This is a genomic window from Chryseobacterium sp. CY350 (genome assembly GCF_027945075.1).
Lineage (GTDB): Bacteria > Bacteroidota > Bacteroidia > Flavobacteriales > Weeksellaceae > Chryseobacterium.
Genome location: NZ_CP116034.1, coordinates 3338795 through 3359349, shown reverse-complemented (window position 1 = coordinate 3359349; position 20555 = coordinate 3338795). Strand labels below are relative to the sequence as shown.

Annotated in this window: 20 protein-coding genes and 1 tRNA gene; 17 read left to right on the top strand and 4 right to left on the bottom strand. The window is 35.4% G+C overall.

The window, feature by feature from the left end; translation table 11 throughout:
• Nucleotides 1-2 precede the first annotated feature (2 nt).
• The gene (locus PGH12_RS15700; protein WP_267598401.1) at nucleotides 3-653 is read right to left on the bottom strand and encodes a C40 family peptidase; all 651 of its coding nucleotides are present in this window, start codon (nucleotides 651-653) and stop codon (nucleotides 3-5) included.
• Between the two features lie 125 nt (nucleotides 654-778).
• Between PGH12_RS15700 and PGH12_RS15695 the strand changes: the two genes are divergently transcribed.
• Both PGH12_RS15695 and PGH12_RS15690 read left to right on the top strand, forming a co-directional pair.
• Entirely contained in the window at nucleotides 779-1843 is a 1065-nt protein-coding gene (locus PGH12_RS15695; RefSeq protein WP_267598400.1) for a PKD domain-containing protein, read from the top strand.
• Nucleotides 1844-1861: 18 nt separating this feature from the next.
• Complete coding sequence (locus tag PGH12_RS15690; RefSeq protein ID WP_267598398.1) at nucleotides 1862-4333, top strand: AAA family ATPase; 2472 nt, start codon at nucleotides 1862-1864, stop codon at nucleotides 4331-4333.
• A gap of 581 nt (nucleotides 4334-4914) precedes the next feature.
• Here PGH12_RS15690 and PGH12_RS15685 read toward each other — a convergent pair.
• Together PGH12_RS15685 and mce are read right to left on the bottom strand one after the other, a co-directional pair.
• A tRNA-Ile gene (locus tag PGH12_RS15685) sits at nucleotides 4915-4988 on the bottom strand.
• A 62-nt stretch (nucleotides 4989-5050) separates the two neighbouring features.
• Entirely contained in the window at nucleotides 5051-5449 is a 399-nt protein-coding gene (mce, locus tag PGH12_RS15680; protein ID WP_267598397.1) for a methylmalonyl-CoA epimerase, read from the bottom strand.
• Between the two features lie 159 nt (nucleotides 5450-5608).
• Between mce and rbfA the strand changes: the two genes are divergently transcribed.
• From rbfA to PGH12_RS15645, 7 genes are all read left to right on the top strand, one after another.
• Nucleotides 5609-5968 carry a 30S ribosome-binding factor RbfA gene (rbfA, locus tag PGH12_RS15675; RefSeq protein WP_267598396.1) on the top strand — a complete coding sequence of 120 codons (360 nt, stop codon included), beginning with the start codon at nucleotides 5609-5611 and terminating at the stop codon, nucleotides 5966-5968.
• A gap of 6 nt (nucleotides 5969-5974) precedes the next feature.
• Nucleotides 5975-7180 (top strand): ABC transporter permease, encoded by a 1206-nt coding sequence (locus PGH12_RS15670; protein WP_267598395.1) that lies wholly within the window; start codon nucleotides 5975-5977, stop codon nucleotides 7178-7180.
• A 49-nt stretch (nucleotides 7181-7229) separates the two neighbouring features.
• The gene (locus PGH12_RS15665) at nucleotides 7230-9011 is read left to right on the top strand and encodes an endonuclease (RefSeq protein ID WP_267598394.1); all 1782 of its coding nucleotides are present in this window, start codon (nucleotides 7230-7232) and stop codon (nucleotides 9009-9011) included.
• A gap of 62 nt (nucleotides 9012-9073) precedes the next feature.
• Entirely contained in the window at nucleotides 9074-9811 is a 738-nt protein-coding gene (locus PGH12_RS15660; protein ID WP_267598392.1) for a shikimate dehydrogenase family protein, read from the top strand.
• A gap of 71 nt (nucleotides 9812-9882) precedes the next feature.
• Nucleotides 9883-11688 carry a DUF349 domain-containing protein gene (locus PGH12_RS15655; protein ID WP_267598390.1) on the top strand — a complete coding sequence of 602 codons (1806 nt, stop codon included), beginning with the start codon at nucleotides 9883-9885 and terminating at the stop codon, nucleotides 11686-11688.
• A 60-nt stretch (nucleotides 11689-11748) separates the two neighbouring features.
• On the top strand, nucleotides 11749-12777 hold the full coding sequence (gene ribD / locus PGH12_RS15650) for a bifunctional diaminohydroxyphosphoribosylaminopyrimidine deaminase/5-amino-6-(5-phosphoribosylamino)uracil reductase RibD (protein WP_267598389.1): 1029 nt from the start codon (nucleotides 11749-11751) through the stop codon (nucleotides 12775-12777).
• 6 nt (nucleotides 12778-12783) lie between these two features.
• Entirely contained in the window at nucleotides 12784-13392 is a 609-nt protein-coding gene (locus tag PGH12_RS15645) for an IMPACT family protein (RefSeq protein WP_267598387.1), read from the top strand.
• Here the strand turns inward: PGH12_RS15645 and PGH12_RS15640 are convergent.
• Entirely contained in the window at nucleotides 13389-14078 is a 690-nt protein-coding gene (locus PGH12_RS15640) for a zinc metallopeptidase (protein ID WP_267598386.1), read from the bottom strand. The genes PGH12_RS15645 and PGH12_RS15640 overlap by 4 nt on opposite strands.
• Before the next feature lie 105 nt (nucleotides 14079-14183).
• On the opposite strand from PGH12_RS15640, the gene PGH12_RS15635 reads away from it, so the two are divergent.
• The 8 genes from PGH12_RS15635 (at nucleotide 14184) to nuoF (ending at nucleotide 20549) form a co-directional block, all read left to right on the top strand.
• Nucleotides 14184-15308: a GTP cyclohydrolase gene (locus tag PGH12_RS15635; RefSeq protein ID WP_267598385.1), complete on the top strand. Its 1125-nt coding sequence runs from the start codon at nucleotides 14184-14186 to the stop codon at nucleotides 15306-15308.
• Between the two features lies 1 nt (nucleotide 15309).
• On the top strand, nucleotides 15310-15486 hold the full coding sequence (locus tag PGH12_RS15630; RefSeq protein ID WP_267598382.1) for a hypothetical protein: 177 nt from the start codon (nucleotides 15310-15312) through the stop codon (nucleotides 15484-15486).
• 121 nt (nucleotides 15487-15607) lie between these two features.
• Entirely contained in the window at nucleotides 15608-15979 is a 372-nt protein-coding gene (locus PGH12_RS15625) for an NADH-quinone oxidoreductase subunit A (RefSeq protein WP_267598381.1), read from the top strand.
• Nucleotides 15980-16081: 102 nt separating this feature from the next.
• Complete coding sequence (locus tag PGH12_RS15620; RefSeq protein ID WP_267598380.1) at nucleotides 16082-16651, top strand: NADH-quinone oxidoreductase subunit B; 570 nt, start codon at nucleotides 16082-16084, stop codon at nucleotides 16649-16651.
• Nucleotides 16648-17142 (top strand): NADH-quinone oxidoreductase subunit C, encoded by a 495-nt coding sequence (locus tag PGH12_RS15615; RefSeq protein ID WP_267598379.1) that lies wholly within the window; start codon nucleotides 16648-16650, stop codon nucleotides 17140-17142. The genes PGH12_RS15620 and PGH12_RS15615 overlap by 4 nt, the downstream gene beginning before the upstream one ends.
• A gap of 73 nt (nucleotides 17143-17215) precedes the next feature.
• On the top strand, nucleotides 17216-18439 hold the full coding sequence (gene nuoD / locus PGH12_RS15610; RefSeq protein WP_267598378.1) for an NADH dehydrogenase (quinone) subunit D: 1224 nt from the start codon (nucleotides 17216-17218) through the stop codon (nucleotides 18437-18439).
• A 154-nt stretch (nucleotides 18440-18593) separates the two neighbouring features.
• Nucleotides 18594-19103, top strand: a complete 510-nt coding sequence (locus PGH12_RS15605; protein WP_047447219.1) for an NADH-quinone oxidoreductase subunit NuoE family protein — start codon at nucleotides 18594-18596, stop codon at nucleotides 19101-19103.
• 90 nt (nucleotides 19104-19193) lie between these two features.
• Nucleotides 19194-20549, top strand: a complete 1356-nt coding sequence (gene nuoF / locus PGH12_RS15600) for an NADH-quinone oxidoreductase subunit NuoF (RefSeq protein ID WP_267598377.1) — start codon at nucleotides 19194-19196, stop codon at nucleotides 20547-20549.
• Nucleotides 20550-20555 lie beyond the last annotated feature (6 nt).

Below are 20555 nucleotides of genomic sequence, written 5' to 3'. Positions count from 1 at the left end.
GATTAATTTTTGGGCTTTAATCGTCCTGCGGCAACATATCTCAACTGAAAATACTCGTCATTGAAATTATAGATATTCAATCCTTTTTCAGTGCAGGCCAATATTCTATCATTATGAAGATACATACCAACATCTGAAATCGGATGCTCTTTATCATATCTGAAAAAAAGAATATCGCCTTCTTTTAAAAATGTTCTACCAGTAAACAATTGAATTGATTTTGCCCTAAAAATGCCGTCGGGTGTTTTCTGAAAAGTTTCCCCATATACATCACTAAACAACGATTGCATAAAATACGAGCAGTCGACACCTATTTTCTCATCTAGAGATTGTTTTTTATAAGGAGTTCCTACCCAACGATCGATGTACGAATATAACTTATAGTTGGTCACTTCTTTCGGCATCACTTCCATGATTATGGAATATTTCTCTTTAACTCTCAGCTCTTCATCAGTAAGTTGCTCCAAATTATCATCAAGATCAGAATATTGTGCATCTACACTATTTTTTAATCCAAAAGACGATTTATTAAACTCATCTGAAGAAAAGTTGTAAGGGATTTCCTGAATATATTTTTGAGAAGTGCAGGCAAATAAAATAAGGATTAAGCCAAAAGCCGTTCCCCACCTGTAAAAGTATTTAAAATTGATCATCAATGGTCTTTATGTGTTTTTTACAAATGTATTTAAAAAATCAATACGAAAAACAGTTTTCTAAAAAAAAACACTTGCCTGTGACTAAAATGATAAATATATTTGTAGCCTACACAAAAAACACAATGAAGAAAACTAAAATTAATTTATTTTCGAATATTGATCCCAAAGTATACACAAGTTTAGGAATCCTTTTTATCATCAGTCTCATCGTACTGTCGTATCAGTACACAAGACATGTAGACTGTGAAAACGCAAAATTCATCATCCATTCTGACGAGTTTATGACCAATCGGGTTGTAGAATATTATGATAACACAGAAGGCGCCAAGTCTTGGGAGTGGGATTTCGGAGACAGTACGGCGATTGACACAAGACAACGAACGTTGCACAAATATAAAAAACCCGGCGACTATATCGTAAAACTGAAGATCAACGGAAATTGTACGCATGAAAAACTGATTACAATCAACAGCATCAGCCAACAAATAGGTTATCTGCCAACAATTATAAGCCCAAATGTGGTTACAGTAGGAGAAACCATCAGTTTTGATGCAGCGAAAGAAGACGGCGAATCTTGGGAATGGAGTTTTGGTGAAACTACAACCACAGATGCTTTAGAAAAAAATCCGTCATATAAATTTAAATCCGTTGGCGAAAAAAAAATAACGCTTATTGTAAACGGTGATGTAGAACACACGGCCGTAAAAACAATTTATGTAGCACCAAAAACAATAAGAGCAAAGCAAAATTTAGACATCAAATCTTATGAATTTGAAAAACCTCACATCGCCTTTTCTTTACCGGTAGGAACTGCACAGAAAGATCCTCTGGTAGACATGTTGCAATACATTCCGGTTTCCCCGAAATCTAAATTAAAAAACGATTCTCTACAATCCGAAAAGAAGGCTCCGGAAATCTCAAACGAACAAATGCAACTTCTTCTGAATCAGGTAGCCGCGCAATTAAAAACTAAAGATGACTTTAAAGATTTCGTATGCGGAAAGTACGATATTCCTGTTGTTGCCAATGACAAAAAACTGATTCCTTTTGGCCAGTTCTGCCAAATGATAGCCGGAAAAAAGATAAAAATAACGGCATTAAGAATGAATAAAGATCAAAAAAACTGTATTCAGAATTTAAATATTCAGTATAAAGTCAAAAAAATGATGATCTGGATCAAAGAATAAAAACACAAATACAAAACGATGAACCAAGAAGAAATTACATACAGCCAGGAAGTCACCAAGGCTCTGAATATTGCGCAAAAAATAGGAAGAGAAAATCTTAACGCAAACTATACTGGAGCTCACTTGCTTAAAGCAATGCTCAACAGAGATCTGTCTCTCTTAAAATATCTGGAAAATCTCGGTATTGATGTATTTTATCTCGAAGAATGGGCAGAAGTACGAATTGAGGAACTGCCAAAATCTCCAAACAAATATTCTTGTGAGCCGGATGAGGTAATTGATGAAATATTTGCAGAGGCTGATCAGATCAGAGAAATTTTGCAGGAACAGGAGATCTCGCTTTTTGCAGTAATAACAGCAATCAGTTCGCCAGGAGTAGCATTTACTTTTGATCAAATGAAAACGTTTCCAGTTACACGAAACGAATTATTAAAAGACATCAACTTATTCGGGGATGATCAGATGACCGAAAATACTCTTCAGGCAAAGAAAACAAACAAAGGATTTATCCAGAAATATTGTATCAATATAAAAGAAAAAGTAAAGAAAAAAAACAGAAAAGAATTATTGGTTGGGCGAGATACAGAAATCAATACAATCACAGAAATATTATGCAGATACAGTAAGCAAAATGTTCTGATAATGGGCGATCACGGTGTTGGAAAAACCGCTCTGATTGAAGGATTCGTTCAGAAAGTTATACTAAAACAGATTCCTGATATTTTAGGCGGAATGGAAATTTTCGAACTTGATATGGGAGCGCTCATAGCCGGAGCTTCATATAAAGGTGAAATCGAAGATCGCATCAAGAATATTGCGCAGGAAATGAAAGCAATTCCAAAATCAGTTTTAATTATTGAAGAATTTCATTCATTATTTGGAAATCACGGCTCAGATTCGGGAATTATCAATCTTTTGAAAAGTGAGCTTTCAAACGGCCTTACATTGATTGCAACGTCAACAGTAGAAGAATACACAAAAAAAATCGAAAAAGAACAGGGTCTTGCAGGAATGTTTGAGCTTTTGAAACTGGTAGAAACTACCGATGAAATTCATTTCAGAATGCTGAAGCAGACCTTGGAAGATTATCAGATTCACCACAAAATAAGTATAGATGATCAGACGATGAGAGAGGCAATAAGACTTTCGCAAAGGTACATGAAAGAAAAAAGTCTTCCCGCATCTGCTATAGATTTGATTGATCATACGATGTCGGTTTTAAAAACAGCCGGAGAATCATTTTTAAAAGAACGAAATCATCTCGTAACGAGAATAATTCATCTTGAAGACAACACCAATAATTATGCTGAACATGAAAGAAAGATGCATGCAGACTGGCTATTGAAAGATTTAATACAAAAAACAAAATACCTCATCAGTACTGCTGAAAACAGTGAGCAGGAAAAAGAGTTGCCAGGGTTTGATGATACAGAAACATTGTTATCATATTCGAGAAATTTAATCGAGAAAACAGAAAAAATTGCTCAGGAAAAACGAACCAATATTACAGATTTTGACCTTGCACTCATCATTTCTCAGAAAACAAATATCCCGATTGGTAAATTAAAAGAAGAAGAAAAGCAAAGACTTAACGAAATGGAAAGCGTTCTGGCGAAAAGAGTTGTAGGGCAAGATCACGCCATCACGATTGTCTCGGAAGCCGTTTTAGAAACGCGTTCGGGGTTAAGCAAAGCCGGTCAGCCGATAGGTTCGTTTTTCTTTTTAGGTCCCACTGGCACAGGGAAAACAGAGTTAGCAAAGTCACTGGCAGAATTTTTATTTCAGGATGAAAACGCGATTATCCGTTTTGATATGTCGGAATTTAAAGAAGAGCATTCTGCAGCCTTGCTTTACGGTGCGCCTCCCGGATACGTTGGCTATGAAGATGGCGGTCTTTTAGTTAATAAGATCAGACAAAAACCCTATTCTATAGTGCTATTTGATGAAATTGAGAAGGCACACAGTTCTGTTTTTGATGTTTTCCTGCAGATTATGGATGAAGGAAAATTGCATGACAGACTTGGTAAAGAAGGAGATTTCTCTAATGCAATTATTCTTTTTACCTCAAATATAGGATCAGATTTTATCGTTGAATCATTTGGCAAAGGAGAAATTCCGCAGTCATCAAAATTACTGGAAATGATGAGCCGTTTTTTCCGTCCGGAATTTTTAGGAAGACTGACGGAAACAATACCTTTCGCGCCAATCAGCAAGGATAATGCACTGAAGATTTTCGAAATTCATCTCAAAAAAGAACTGCTTGATCTGGCAAAAGGTTTAAGCATTGATCTCATTATTACAGAAGAAGTGAAAAAGCAATTATCTACCGAGGGATATGACATAAAATACGGAGCAAGACCGTTAAAAGGTGTTATCAGAGGAAGATTAAGAAGACCATTGGCCAAGAAAATTGTTTCCGGAGAGTTTAAAGAAGGAGATCGTATAGAGGTTTCTTTACTTGACGACGAATTGATTTGGACGAAAATATAAAATACATCGACTTCAACTTTTGAATAAGGATCAGGTTGCAGTATTTTGCAGCCTTTTTTGGCTTAACATAAAAAAAAGATTTAAAAAAAACCGTCTGTTAACTGCACAAAAAAACCGCTAAAAGAATGTGAGCTTGGTGCAAAGCAATTTTATCAAGATTCTTAATTTATGATTCTAAAATATTCATTCATAATTAAATATATACATTATCATTCCATAAATATTGGTAAAAATTTACGAATAATTACAACATAATCTAAAAATGAAGGCAATTTTAAATTTTAATCCATTAAAAAATTTTATCTTTGATAAGAGGAATATGTAGAGAAAATTCACTCTTTTAAATTTAATATTAAATTATTAGATTAAGTTTAAAAAATAAAAGTTTTATATACAAAAATTACAGCGTATTGATCAGATAATAATCAAAGTCAACAGACACCCAAATCATCATCATATTAATTGAAAAATCCCCATAGTTTTATTGTAAACTGGGGATTTTATTTTCACATAAACTTTGTAGAAAGAAATTAATTGACAAAAAAAGCACCTACATTTCTGTAAGTGCTTGATTTAAAAAGTGGTCCCACCTGGGCTCGAACCAGGGACCACCTGATTATGAGTCAGGTGCTCTAACCAACTGAGCTATAGGACCTCAAAATTTGGTTAAATTTTGTGATTGCAAAAATAGTAAAATTTCTTTTACTACAAAATTTTTTAGGCCTTTTCTTGACAAAGTTCTACCAATACACCGTTTGTAGACTTGGGATGTAGAAAGACAACCAATTTATTATCAGCACCTTCTTTCGGTTCTTCAGAAATAAATTGAAAGCCTTCTTTTTTTAATCTTTTTATCTCATCCAAAATATTTTCTACACCAAACGCTAAATGATGGATACCTTCATTTTTCTTATCAATGAATTTAGCGATAGGGCTTTCAGAGTTATCGGCCTCCAATAATTCTATTTTACTCTCACCCGTATTATAAAACGATGTCGTAACACCTTCCCTCTCCACGGTTTCGTTTTTATATGATTTTTTTCCTAAAAGCTTCTCAAAAAGTAGATCAGAAGCTCCCAAATTCTTTACTGCGATACCAATATGTTCTAATTTCATAATTTAGTTATTTTTTATGTGTTGCATACGGAATAGGACGTACGATTTGATTACAGTTAATATTAATTTAAAAGACAAACAATACAGAAGTCCTAAATTTGATACATCATCCAAATTTCCGTGAGCAATTCAAACAAAAATAGTAAATTTGCAGAACTTATGGAAAGCAACAGACAAAGAAAAGTAGCACAGATTATACAGGAAGATTTCGCAGAACTTTTCCGCAAACAGTCAGCGGAAAGCAAACAGAGTTTTATGGTATCTGTTTCTGATGTAAAAATTTCTCCGGATTTAGGTGTTGCCAAAGTTTATTTAAGTATTTTCCCTCAGGAATTCAGAGCTTCAATTATGAAAGAAATTGAAGAGAATAAGGCGCAATACAGAAATTTTATTGGTCAGAAAATGGCAAAACAGGTACGTGTGATTCCGCATCTGAATTTTTATCTTGACACCGCTCTGGATGATGTAGAAAAAATAGAGAAAGAACTTAGAGGTGAAGGCGACAATCCTGTATTGTAGAAAAATTTGAAAAACATTGCATTTTATATTGCTTCACGTTACCTTTTATCAAAGAAAGGCAGCACAGCCGTTACGTTTATCACGTGGCTGGCAGTGGGCGCAATGACGGGAGCAGTTGCCGCAATGTTTGTGATCATCTCGGTTTTTTCTGGTCTTGAAGTGTTTAATCAAAATCTCATTTCAAATCTTCATGCTGATCTTACCGTAAAAAGTACATCCGGAAAAACGATAAACGATCTGAAATCTGTCACAAAGATTTTAAATAAAAACAAAGAAATCCTTCATTATTCGAGAGTAATAGAAGAAAAAGTATACCTCAATTACAACGGAAAAGGTGACATTGCCTATCTGCGAGGTGTAGATTCGGCATATATTAAGGTAAATCCTATTGATACTGCAATTTTTTATGGAAAATATCCCAGTTTCCAATATTCTAATGAGGTTATTATGGAAAATTCGTTGGATATCAGATTATCAATTCCAGTAGATACCATAAAAGATTTCGCGACAGTTTTTATGCCCAAATCGGGAACCGGAATTATTAATAAAGAAGAAGACATTTACAATAAGAAAAACATCATGGTGACAGGTGTTTTCCCCGGAAATGATCAACTCAACAACTACATTATTGCTCCGATCGAGCTGTCTGAAGAGCTGTTACAACTTCCTCGAAAATCAGCTTATCAGATTGTCATTAAACTTCAAAACCCCGAGAACGCAGATAAAATTAAAAGTGATTTGCTAAAGTCTCTGGGAAAGAACATCGAAATAAAAACTAAGCAGGAAGAAAATGCAGCGTTCTGGAAAATGATTAACACAGAAAAGCTCTTCATCTATCTTATCTTTGGTCTTGTCATTTTCATCACCACTTTTAATCTTGCAGGTGCCATTATTATCCTGCAGCTCGACAAAAAAGAGCAGGCAAAATCTTTAATTTCTTTAGGTTTTCCTTTAAGTCATTTAAGAAAAACTTATTTTTACACCGGTATTTTAATTGTTGTTCTAGGCGTTATTTCAGGTTTACTTTTGGGAACTGCACTCTGTCTTTTCCAACAAAAAACAGAATTATTCAAAGCTGTAGAAAATGTACCGTTTCCTGTAAGAATTGTTGCAAAAAACTATTTGACGGTTGCAGCTACTGCCTCACTTTTCGGTATTTCCATTTCATGGTTTTTCTCCAAAATCAGTAAAGATTATATTACTAAAAGTTAACATATACCAGTTAATTTTTTTCGTAGATTTGCCCTTCAAATTAAATAAAATGAAGCGAATTTTACATTCTTTAATACTGAGCTTTGCATTCATCAATGCATTTGCACAAGTTCCAGCTGGATATTACAATACAGCAACAGGTACCGGAGCAACACTTAAATCCCAACTAAGTGCTATCATTACAAACGGCCAAACGGATAACGGATATGGCGGTCTCTGGACAGCTTATCAAACAACAGATCGAGATTATTTTTACGAAAATGACGGATCTATTTTAGATATCTATTCAGAAAAACCAGGTTCTGCAGATCCTTATAACTTTACTGTGGCAACAGATCAATGTGGATCAAGCGGATATACAAATGAAGGTGACTGTTACAACAGAGAGCACATTGTTCCTCAAAGTCTTTTTAATGAAGCTTCGCCGATGAAGAATGATATTCATTTTATCAGAGCAACAGACGGAAAAGTAAATGGGATTAGATCAAATTACCCATTTGGCGTTGTAGGAAATGCCTCATATACTTCACTAAACGGATCTAAACTCGGAACGTCAGTTACTGCCGGATATGCAGGAACAGTATTCGAGCCTATTGATGCTTTCAAAGGTGATGTTGCCCGAATGATTTTCTATTTTGTAACAAGATATGAATCTCAACTTTCAGGATTTTCTTCTGGAAATATGCTTGGAGGATCAGCATTTCCAGGACTTCAGACTTGGGAACTTAACCAACTTTTGGCATGGCACGCAGCAGATCCGGTTTCGCCAGAAGAAATTGCAAGAAACAATGCCTCTTCCAATTTCCAACACAACAGAAATCCTTTTATCGACAACCCTAATTATGTTGCTGCAATCTGGGGAACACCAACTGTAGATAATCAGGCACCGACTGCCGCTACTAATTTAGCAGCAGCCAATCCTACAGCCAACTCAGTTGCTTTGACTTGGACGGCTGCAACAGATAACATTGCTGTTGCTTTATATGATGTATACGCTAACGGAGTTTTAAAAACATCGGTTACAGGAACATCTGTTACGGTATCTGGTCTTGCTCCGGCAACGCTTTACTCTTTCTACGTTATCGCAAAAGACGGTTCTGGAAACGCATCACCTCAAAGTAACACTGCAACTGAAACTACACTTACTGTTCCACCAGGAAGCGGAAGTTGTGGAACTGAAGATTTCTCAACTGTACCAGCGGTAGGAAACCCAATTTATAACACGTATGCATGGACAAACAATGGCATTACATGGACAGCGACAGACTCCAGAACAGATGAAACGCTTAACGGAAAAGCAATTACCGTGAGAAATGGTAATCTTACAAGTACTGCTGTTTCGGGAGGTATTCAAAGTATTACTGTGACTACTCAGCTGAAATTTTCAGGAACTTCAAACAATTTAAATGTAGAAATCAATGGTGTAAATGTCGGATCAATACCTTACAGTTCTACCGTTACGACAACTACAATCAGCAATATTAATGTTACCGGAAACTTTACCATTAAACTAATCAATCCGGTAAGCAGCAACAGAGTTGCGATTGACGATATTAGCTGGGCTTGTAATTCTACTCTTTCAACAAATGATTTAGTTAAAGAAAAAACATTCAGCATTTATCCTAATCCGGTAAAAAATAATGAATTGTTTGCAAAAGGAGAAAACTTAAACAAAATTCTGAAAGCTGAGATTTATGATCTTTCAGGGAAGTTAATTAGAAGCATCGCAAATCCTTTTAGTAAATCTAACAAAATCAACCTTCATGGTATTGCAAAAGGAGTTTACATTCTGAAAACAGATAATGTTTCTTCAAAATTTATTATTGATTAAATAAACAAAATATAATTTGACATAAAGACCGATTTTTTCGGTCTTTTTTTTATTTTTGAACTATGAATTCCAAAAAAAAACTAGGTCTTATCGGGAGAAATATTTCCTATTCCTTTTCAAAGAAATTCTTTGAAGAGAAGTTTCAGAAACTGATGTTAGATCAGTATTCATATAGTATTTTTGATCTTCAGGAGATTGACGAAGTCGAAAATGTATTTAAAGATCCCGAGCTTTTAGGTTTTAATGTTACTATTCCTTATAAGGAGAAAATCATTGATTATCTGGATGAGCTAAGTGATGAAGCCAGAGAAATAGGTGCCGTAAACTGCGTTTTGATACAAGAAGGAAAGAAAATCGGCTATAATACAGACGCTTTTGGTTTTGAAAAGACTTTAAAAATTCATAGGAAATCTCATCAGCAATCTGCATTGATTTTAGGTAACGGTGGAGCTGCGAAAGCTGTACAGTATGTCTTAAATAAAAATGGAATTTCTACTAAAACCGTTTCGAGGAAATCAGAATTAAATTTCGAAAATTTAGATAAGGAAACAGTGAAAAATAATAATATTATCGTTCAATGTACGCCTTTTGGCACATTTCCGAACACTGAAGACTGTTTGAATTTTCCTTTTGCAGGGCTTTCAAGTGAGCATTTGGTTATTGACTTGATTTACAACCCAAATTACACGAAATTTATCCTGAAATCTGCTGAAAATGGAGCTAAAACAGTGAATGGATATTACATGCTTGAACAACAGGCAGAAAAAGCATGGGAAATTTGGAATTTTAAAAAAAAATAACATAAATTAGTACTTTATTTGGCTTTTCGCTATATTTAAAGAATAAACGCCATTCACATAAAAGATTTGCTATGACTACAGAAAACAATCTTTCTGAAAACGAAGAAAACAAAATTTCTACCGAGGTAACTCCACAGGAAACACCTGAGAATACTGCTCCTGAAGATACGGGTACTCAAGAAGAGGATTCAGAAAACGCGGAAGAGCATGTGGAAGCAGAGATTTCTCTGAATGACGCCCTCAAAGAAATGGAGACAATCATCAATTCAAAAAATGCAGGAGAGAATTCTAAAAGATTTAATCTGCTGAAAGAAAAAGCAAATCACGCTATTCATGATGAGATTGAAGATAAAAAGCACGAATATACAGACGCAGGAAATGCACCTGAAAATTTCAGCTTTGAGCATCCTGCACAATCAAAACTTTCTGCTTTAATTCATATCTACAAAGAGAAACATGATGCTTTCCAGAAAGGTCAGGAAGAAGAACAGAAAAAAAATCTTGATCACCGCCAGGAATTAATTGACAGACTAAAAAATCTATATACCAATTCTGAACCGGGAACTAACCTCTTTAAATCTATAAGAGAGATCAAAGAAGAATGGTCTAAAGCCGGACAGGTTGCAAAATCTGAATTTAAAATTCTAAATAATAACTATTTTCATCATCTGAATCAGTTTTATCAGATGTTGGATCTGAATAAAGAATTCCTTGAGCAAGAATACAGTCATAATCTTGAGAAAAGACAGCACATCATTGCCCGAGCAAAAGAACTTGAAAATGAACCTGTTGTACAAAAAGCTTTAAACGAGCTGCAATATCTCCACAAACTCTGGAAGGAAGAAGCCGAGCCGGTTGCAGAAGAATTTCGTGAGAAAACATGGGATGAATTTAAAGAGATCTCAAATAAAATTCACGAAAGAAAATCTGAGCTTACCGCAGCAATTGAAAGCGAGCAAACTGCAAATCTTGAAAAGAAAAATGAGCTTATTGCAGAGATTCAAAAACTTTCTGAGCCAAAGGATTCACCGAACCATAATTATTGGCAAAACTCTATCAAAAGAGTGGAAGAACTTCGGTCTGAATTTCTAAAAACAGGAAGCGTTCCAAGGAAATTATCCAATAATAACTGGAATGATTTTAAAACTACTTTAAGAAATTTCAACACGACAAAAAATAATTACTATAAATCATTAAAAGGTTCTCAACAGGAAAATTTAGATGAAAAACTAAAACTGATCCAGACCGCAAAAGATAACATGCTTTCTGAAGATTGGGATATCGCCGTCGCTCTTTTCAAAAAACTACAGGAAGACTGGAAAAAAATCGGCCACGTTCCTAAAAGCATGACCAATAAGATTTGGGACGAATTCCGTGAAGCTTGTAATACATTTTTTAACAATTACAGAGAGAAAAGCAATGCCTCTACCGATAACTGGAAAGAAAATTATAAGCTTAAAAAAGATATTCTTGAAGAGCTGAAAACAATTTCTGACGAAGAAGGAAGCATTGAAAAAATTGAAAATATTAAGACTTCGTGGAACAATATCGGGAAAGTTCCAAGAGATAAAATCGGGATCAATTCGGAATTTAATAAAACGTTGAGAGAAAAATTAAAGCTCAACAAAATCAATGAACTTGAACTGAAAGAGGAAGGTTTGTCTGAAAACCAATTAACCGATAAAGCGAGAAAAATCAAAAATCAAATTTCTGATCTTGAAGCTGAAATTGTAAAACTGGAAAACAACTTATCATTCTTCAAAAATCCTTCGAGAGAAAATCTGATGTTGAGAGATACTTACAACACGATTGACGATAAAAAAGCTCATCTGGAAACCCTAAAGCAAAATCTTCACAGCATTATTGCAGGAGAATAAAATATTTAAAACAATTGATAACGGCGAAGCAAAGAAATTTGTCTTCGCTTTTTTAATGATATGCAAGACGAAATTTACATCAAAAGATGCATAGAATTGGCTAAGAAAGCTTTGGGAAACACTTACCCAAACCCTATGGTTGGCAGCGTTATCGTGCATAAAGGCAAAATTATTGGTGAAGGCTACCACCACATAGCAGGTGAAAATCATGCAGAAATCAATGCGATAAATTCAGTAGAAGACAAAAGTCTGATTCCCGAATCTACGATCTACGTTTCGCTGGAACCGTGTGCTCATTTTGGAAAAACTCCGCCGTGTGCTTTGAAGATCGTGGAATTAGGATTTAAAAAAGTCGTAATAGGTGCGATGGATTCACATGACAAGGTGAATGGAAAGGGAAAGAAAATCATTAACGATGCCGGAATTGAAGTGGTTTCCGGAATTTTGGAAGACGAATGTATTGATTTAAATAAAAGATTTTTCACTTATCACGAGAAAAAACGACCTTTTATTGTTCTTAAGTGGGCGCAATCCGGAGACGGATTTATGGATAAAGATTTTAAACCGACTCAGATCAGCAATAGTTTAACGAAACAATATATTCACGAATTAAGAAACAGCGAACACGCCATTTTAATTGGAACCATGACCGCTCTTCGTGATAATCCGAGTTTGACGACACGCGAAATTACCGGTAGAAATCCTGTAAGAATTTTGATTGATATTGATCTGAAAGTTCCGACGAACTACAATATTTATAATAATGAGGCTGAAACTCTGGTTTTTAATTCTGTAAAAAATACACAGGAAGGAAATATCAGATTCATCAAAACTGAGAGAGAAAATTTCATTGAAAAGTTAATTCGAAAACTTTATGATATACAAATTCAATCAATTATCGTTGAAGGCGGAAGTTTGGTTTTACAACAATTTATTAATGCTAATCTTTGGGATGAAGCTCTGATTATTAAAAATGAAAATCTGACGGCAGAGAACGGAACTAAAGCTCCATCTTTTGTTCACAAATATTCTGAAGTAAGGCAATTCAGAGATAATGTGATAGAATTTCATAAAAATATTTTTCTTTAACTAACCATGCTCCACGAATATAAGACCATTGAAAAACCAGTTGAAAATATGCTTCTCAAAGAGAAAGGAAGCAAATTTATTGGTTTTGCTTTTCCTATAAACAATGAAACTGATCTCAAAAATGCTTTAGAAAAAATAAGAGCAGAACATCCAAAAGCGACACACCACTGCTATGCTTTAAGAATGGGCTTAAATGGAGAAAATTACCGTGCAAATGATGACGGAGAGCCGTCCGGAAGCGCAGGCTTGCCAATTTATAATCAGCTATTAGCCAACGAAATAACCAATGTATTAGTAATAAGCGTGCGTTATTATGGTGGAACGAAATTGGGTGTTTCCGGTTTGGTAAAAGCTTACAAAGAATGTGCAAAAATCACTTTAGAGGAAGCCAAAATCATCACCAAAGAATTAGAAACTGAGATTGAAATTAAGTTCAGCTTCAATCAGCAAAATGTAATTTTTACTTTACTTTCAAAATATGATGCAAAAGTATTGAATTTTGATGCAAATGAAAATTGCATTCTCACAGCCACCTTGAAAACTGCACAAAAAGAAAGCATCTCAGAAAAATTATCTGAGATGCAAAATATTGTATTCGATTTTAAAGATTTCTAATCTCTTCTGCCACCCATCAACAGCGATGCAAAATAAAGGAGCTGAACGAGAGAGCCAATCGCTGCCACTACATAAGTACGAGCAGCCCATTTCAGGCTATCTTTTACGCCCACAAATTCCTCAACGGTCACAGTTCCTGTGTCTTTTAACCATTTCATCGCTCTGTTACTTGCGTCATACTCTACTGGAAGAGTGATAAATGCGAAAAGAGTCGTTAAAGCAAACATAATTACGCCTACGAAAAGAACTATTTTGTTTCCGCTCATTACCATCAGAACAATACCTCCCATGATAACAAATTGCATAAGATTCGAACTAATACTTACCACGGGGACCAATTTCGATCGTAATTGCAACATCGAATATCCAACCGCATGTTGCACTGCGTGACCACACTCATGAGCTGCCACTGCCGCAGCTGCCGCATTTCTCTGCATGTAAACAGCTTCTGAAAGATTGACTGTTTTGTCGGCAGGATTGTAATGATCTGTCAACTGCCCGGGAACCGAAATAACCTGCACATCATGAATACCATTGTCTCTCAACATTTTTTCTGCCACTTCTTTACCGGAAAGTCCGTTTCTGAGATGTACATTAGAATAGTGCTCAAATTTAGATTTCAATCTTGAGGAAACAAACCAGCTGACGAGCATTGAGATTCCTATAATAAGATAATAACCTGTCATTTTTTCTGAATTTTTATATAAACAATTCTATAAAGGGATGTAATAATTGTGCCAAAGTATTAACAATTATTAATTATATTTGTGGTTGAATTTACCCGAAATACTATGTCAGAAGTTTCAATTCTTGAAGTAAAAACACCTGCCGAATTAAAACAATTTGTAAGATTACCGATGGATTTGTACAAAAACAATCCTTATTATGTACCATCTTTTATTAAAGATGAATTAAATGTGTGGAATTCTCAGGAAAATCCTGCATTGCAATATTCTGAAGCAAAGCAGTTTCTGGCGTATAAAAACAATAAAGTAGTTGGCCGAATAGCAGCCATCATTAATCGTAAAGAAGAAAAAGAACTTGGTCTAAAAAAAGTACGTTTCGGGTGGATTGATTTTATTGATGACGAAAAAGTTTCTAAAGCATTGATTGATACCGTTATTGATTATGCTAAATCACACCAAATCGACAACATTGAAGGACCAATGGGATTCACAAATCTTGACAAGGCAGGAATGCTAACTTTCGGGTTTGAAAAAATCGCTACAATGATAGGGATTTACAACCATGAATATTACCCTAGGCATATTGAAAATTTAGGATTAACAAAAGAAAAAGAATGGGTAGAGTTTGAAATGAATTTTCCCAAAATTCTTCCTCCCAAAGTTGAAAAATTCAGTAAACTAATAGCGGAAAAGTACAATCTTAAAGTATTGAATTTCAAAAACAAGGAAGAGATTATTCCTTACGTAAAGCCAATGTTTAAATTACTAGACGAAACCTACAAACACCTTTCGACTTACACCCCGATTACCGAAGAACAGATCAAAACCTATAAAGAAAAGTTTTTCCCTATGATTGCTAAAAACTATGTGATATGCGTAGTTGACGAGCATGACGAGTTGGTTTCTTTTGCCGTAACGATGCCTTCTTATTCTAAAGCATTGCAAAAGGCAAAAGGCAAACTTTTTCCATTTGGATGGTGGCATTTCCTGCAGGCTCAAAAGAAAAATGACAGAGCAAACTTTTACCTGATAGGAATTCACCCGGAATACCAGAGACGCGGCGTGACTGCTATTATATTTAAAGAGATTTTCGTTCGTTTCAATAACATGGGAATCGATTTTGCAGAAACAAACCCCGAACTGGAGGAAAACAAAAGCGTACAGGTTTTGTGGCAAGATTACAATCCTGTAAATCACAAAAGAAGAAGAACATATTCTTTAAAATTTTAGCATGAAAATTCATCTTATTTTTTTTGCTGTTTTGATTGCGGGATTTATCGCTTACAACCTATTTTTCGAGATAGACGATGACCGCACAAATACAGTTGTTAATATTCTTTATGCAAGCATCTTATTTGGTTACATCGCGTTCATGGCATTTGCTCTGCTTAAAAAAATGAAGAAATAGCCGCTATTTTTATTGATTCTAAATTATCGGTTTTCCTCAATTTCATCAGACTTTTAAGTTGATTAATTTCATGCTTTATTGTTTATTGCCTAAATTTGCAACTTGAGATAATAATGTAAAAATGAATTTACCCGAAAGTTATATTCCGATACTCATACAAGCCGGTGTAGCCATTGGTTTTGTTGCTATTTCTTTGCTTGGCGCTCATTTTTTGGGTCCACAGCAGAAAAAAGGGAATTCTGTAAAGAACTCCAGCTGGGAATGTGGTATTCCTGTTGAAGGAAATGCCAGAACTCCATTTTCTATTAAATATTTCTTGACGGCAGTACTTTTTGTATTGTTTGATATCGAAATCGTATTTTTTTATCCATATGCAGTAAATTTCAGAGAGTTTGGCCTCGAAGGTTTCTTCGCTGTTCTTACTTTTGTTGCTATCTTCTTCCTCGCATTTTTTTATGTCTGGAAACGAGGCGCACTAGATTGGGATAAATAATTCAATCATAATTTTAAATAAGAGATTTAGATAAACTTAATGACATCAAAATTAACGTTAACAGCGATTTATCATCTAAATTAAAATCTTAAAATCAATCAAATGTCAGATCAAAAACCAATTATAAGAACAGATGCACCGGCTCCCGAAGGATTTGAAGGAGAAGGTTTTTTTGCAACAAAACTGAGCAGTGTAATCGGGATGGCAAGGAAGTTTTCACTTTGGCCTTTACCTTTTGCAACTTCTTGTTGTGGCATCGAATTTATGGCGACCCTAAACCCAACTTATGATGCATCAAGGTTTGGTATGGAAAGGAACTCTTTCTCACCAAGACAGGCAGATATGCTGATGGTTTGCGGAACAATTTCAAAAAAATTAGGTCCTGTTTTAAAGGAAGTTTATACTCAAATGGCTGAACCGAAATGGGTAGTTGCCGTAGGAGCATGTGCTTGTAGCGGAGGTATTTTTGACAGCTATTCTGTTTTGCAGGGTATTGATAAAATCATTCCTGTAGACGTTTATGTTCCTGGATGCCCGCCAAGACCGGAGCAGATTATTGAAGGTGTTATGCAGGTTCAGGCTTTGGCAGAAAGCGAAAGCATCAGAAGAAGAGACACACCAGAATATCAGCATTTATTAGACTCTTATAACATTAGCAACGGAGGGCAATGACAAACGAATTTGTATTAGAAGCAATTACCAGAGAGTTTCCTGAAACAGTAATTTCAAGTTCAGAACCTTACGGAATGCTGACCATTGAGGTTAGAAAAGAAGATATCAAAAAAATCATTCATTATTTGAAAGATTCATCTTTAGAAATTAATTTTCTTACAGATGTTTGTGGAATCCATTACCCAGAATTTCCGGAAAAGGAAATAGGTGTAGTTTATCACTTACAAAATATGATGACCAATTTCAGATTACGTCTGAAAATCTTCATGTCAAGAGAAAATATTGAGGTAGATTCTCTTACAGAATTGTATGCAGGAGCTAACTGGATGGAAAGAGAAACTTTTGATTTCTACGGAATTAAATTTAAAGGTCACCCGGATCTTAGACCTATTTTAAATATGGAAGATCTAGGATACCACCCAATGTTGAAAGAATATCGATTGGAAGACGGTACAAGAACCGACAAAGACGATGCAATGTTCGGAAGATAAAATAATGCAATAAGCAGTAAGCAATAAGCCATAAGCTTAGAGCCTAAAGCCTATAGCCTAAAGCATTTAAAATATGAAAGATAACTCATTATCTAATATACTTAACCAGCACGAAAGTAACGAACAGATTGACGGACAGTTATATACCCTGAATCTTGGTCCTACTCACCCTGCAACACACGGAATTTTCCAAAACGTTTTAACGATGGATGGAGAAAGAATTCTTCATGCTGAGCAGACGGTTGGTTACATTCACAGAGCTTTTGAGAAAATTTCTGAAAGAAGAAATTATTCTCAGATCACTACCCTTACAGACCGTATGAATTACTGTTCTGCTCCTATCAATAACTTGGGATGGCACATGACGGTTGAAAAACTGATTGGTATTAAAGTTCCTAAACGTGTAGACTATATGCGTGTTATTTTAATGGAATTGGCAAGAATCGGTGACCACCTGATATGTAACGGAGTTACCGGAATGGATGCAGGTGCAATTACGGGATTGACGTATATGTTCATCGAAAGAGAACGTATTTACGATATGTACGAGCAGATTTGTGGTGCAAGAATGACCACAAATATGGGAAGAATTGGAGGTTTTGAAAGAGATTTCACTCCAAAATTCCATGAATTACTGAAAGACTTCCTAAAAACTTTCCCAGCTAGATTTGCAGAATTTGGTCAATTATTAGAAAGAAACAGAATTTTTATGGACAGAACCATCGGCGCGGGAGCAATTTCAGCTGAAAGAGCTTTAAGCTATGGTTTTACAGGCCCAAATTTACGTGCAGCAGGTGTTGATTATGATATAAGAGTTGCAGAACCTTATTCTTCTTACGAAGATTTTGATTTCATCATTCCTGTAGGAACTGCGGGTGATACTTACGACCGTTTTATGGTTCGCCAACAGGAAATTTGGGAATCATTAAAAATCATTAATCAAGCTTACGATAATCTTCCTGAAGGGCCATTCCACGCAGATGTTCCTGATTTCTATCTTCCTGAAAAGGCAGACGTTTATCAGAAAATGGAAGCTCTTATTTACCATTTCAAAATTGTAATGGGTGAAACTGATGTTCCGAAAGGAGAAGTTTACCACGCAGTAGAAGGCGGAAATGGAGAATTAGGATTCTATTTGGTAAGTGATGGCGGTAGAACACCTTACAGACTACACTTCAGAAGACCGTGCTTCATATATTATCAGGCTTATCCTGAAATGATTACAGGTTCAGTAATTTCTGATGCGATCGTTACCATGTGTAGTATGAATATCATTGCGGGAGAATTAGACGCATAATTAAAATTATAGATTTTGAATTATAAATTATAAATTAATCGAAATCATTAATATAAATTTGAATTAGTTCAAATTAAAAATAATAAAATTGATAGGATTATTAGAACAAAGATTTCATCTAAAATCTAAAATCTAAAATCTAAAATCTTTAAGTATGAGCGAAACAATAGCTTTTAAACCGGAGAGTTTACAGCAGGTACATAAAATCATGGCAAGATATCCTGAGGGAAGACAAAAATCTGCTCTTCTTCCTGTGTTGCATATTGCACAGAAGGAATTTGGAGGTTGGTTAGACGTTCCCGTGATGGATTATGTTGCTGAATTATTGAGTATTAAACCAATCGAGGTATATGAAGTAGCTACTTTCTATACGATGTTCAATATGAAACCTGTTGGGAAATATGTTTTGGAAGTTTGTAGAACCGGACCTTGTATGGTTTGTGGAAGCGAAAAAATATTAGACCACATCAGAACAAAACTGAACATTAAAGACGGTGAAACTACTGCAGACGGAATGTTCACATTGAAACCAGCTGAATGTCTTGGTGCATGTGGATACGCTCCAATGTTGCAGTTAGGAAAATTCTATCACGAAAATTTAACCATAGAAAAAGTAGACGAAATCCTTGATCTTTGCAGAGAAGGACAGGTTGATTTAGGCTAAATAAATTTTAAACTAATTAAAAAAAGGCGTAAAGCTGTCACACTGAGCTTGTCGAAGTGTAGAAGCCATTCGCTAAAAGCATAATTAAAAATGAGTAAAAAACTTTTACTTAAAGACGCACACATCGAAGGCATTCGCTACTTTGAAACTTACCGTAAACAGGGAGGTTACACCGCAGCAGAAAAAGCTTTGAAAATGACTCCCGAAGAAATTCTTGAAGAAGTAAAAGTTTCAGGTCTTCGTGGTCGTGGTGGTGCAGGTTTCCCGACAGGAATGAAGTGGAGCTTTCTGGCAAAACCTGAAGGAGTTCCAAGACACTTGGTAGTGAATGCAGACGAATCGGAACCGGGAACTTTTAAAGACCGATATTTAATGGAATTTCTTCCTCATCTTTTGATTGAGGGAATGCTGATTTCATCATTTGTATTAGGATCAAATGTATCATATATCTACATCCGTGGAGAATATTCATGGATTCCTGATATTTTAGAGGAAGCGATTGAAGAAGCTAAAGCTGCAGGATTTTTAGGTAAAAACATCTTAGGAACAGGTTTCGATTGTGAAATTTATGTTCAGAGAGGTGGTGGAGCTTATATTTGTGGTGAAGAGACAGCTTTGCTTGAATCTCTTGAAGGTAAAAGAGGAAACCCAAGATTGAAACCACCATTCCCTGCTGTAAAAGGACTTTGGGAAAGACCAACGGTTGTCAACAACGTTGAATCTATCGCAGCAATTGTTCCTATTATCGATATTACAGGAGCGGAATATGCTAAAATCGGTGTTGGAAGATCGACAGGTACAAAATTAATTTCTGCGTGCGGAAATATCAATAAGCCAGGAGTTTACGAAATCGACATGACCATTACGGTTGAAGAATTTATCTATTCTGATGAATACTGTGGCGGAATTCCAAATGGTAAAAAGTTGAAGGCTTGCATTCCTGGAGGAAGTTCAGTTCCGATTGTTCCGGCAAATTTATTATTGAAAACTGTAAATGGTGAACCAAGATATATGAACTATGAATCTCTTGCTGACGGTGGTTTTGCTACCGGAACAATGATGGGTTCAGGAGGTTTTATCGTTTTAGATGAAGACCAGTGTATTGTAGAACATACCATGACTTTGGCGAGATTTTATCACCACGAAAGTTGCGGACAATGTACTCCTTGCCGTGAAGGAACGGGATGGATGCACAAGATTTTAAAGAAAATAGAAAAAGGAGAAGGAAAGATGGAAGACATCGATTTACTTTGGGATATTCAGAGAAAAATCGAAGGAAATACTATTTGTCCATTAGGTGATGCGGCAGCATGGCCAGTAGCAGCAGCAATTCGTCACTTTAGAGATGAATTTGAATGGCATGTGAAAAATCCTGAATTATGTTTAACACAAAACTACGGATTGGCTAATTATGCAGACCCAATTCCGGTAGCTGCAAGCAACTAAAGTTAA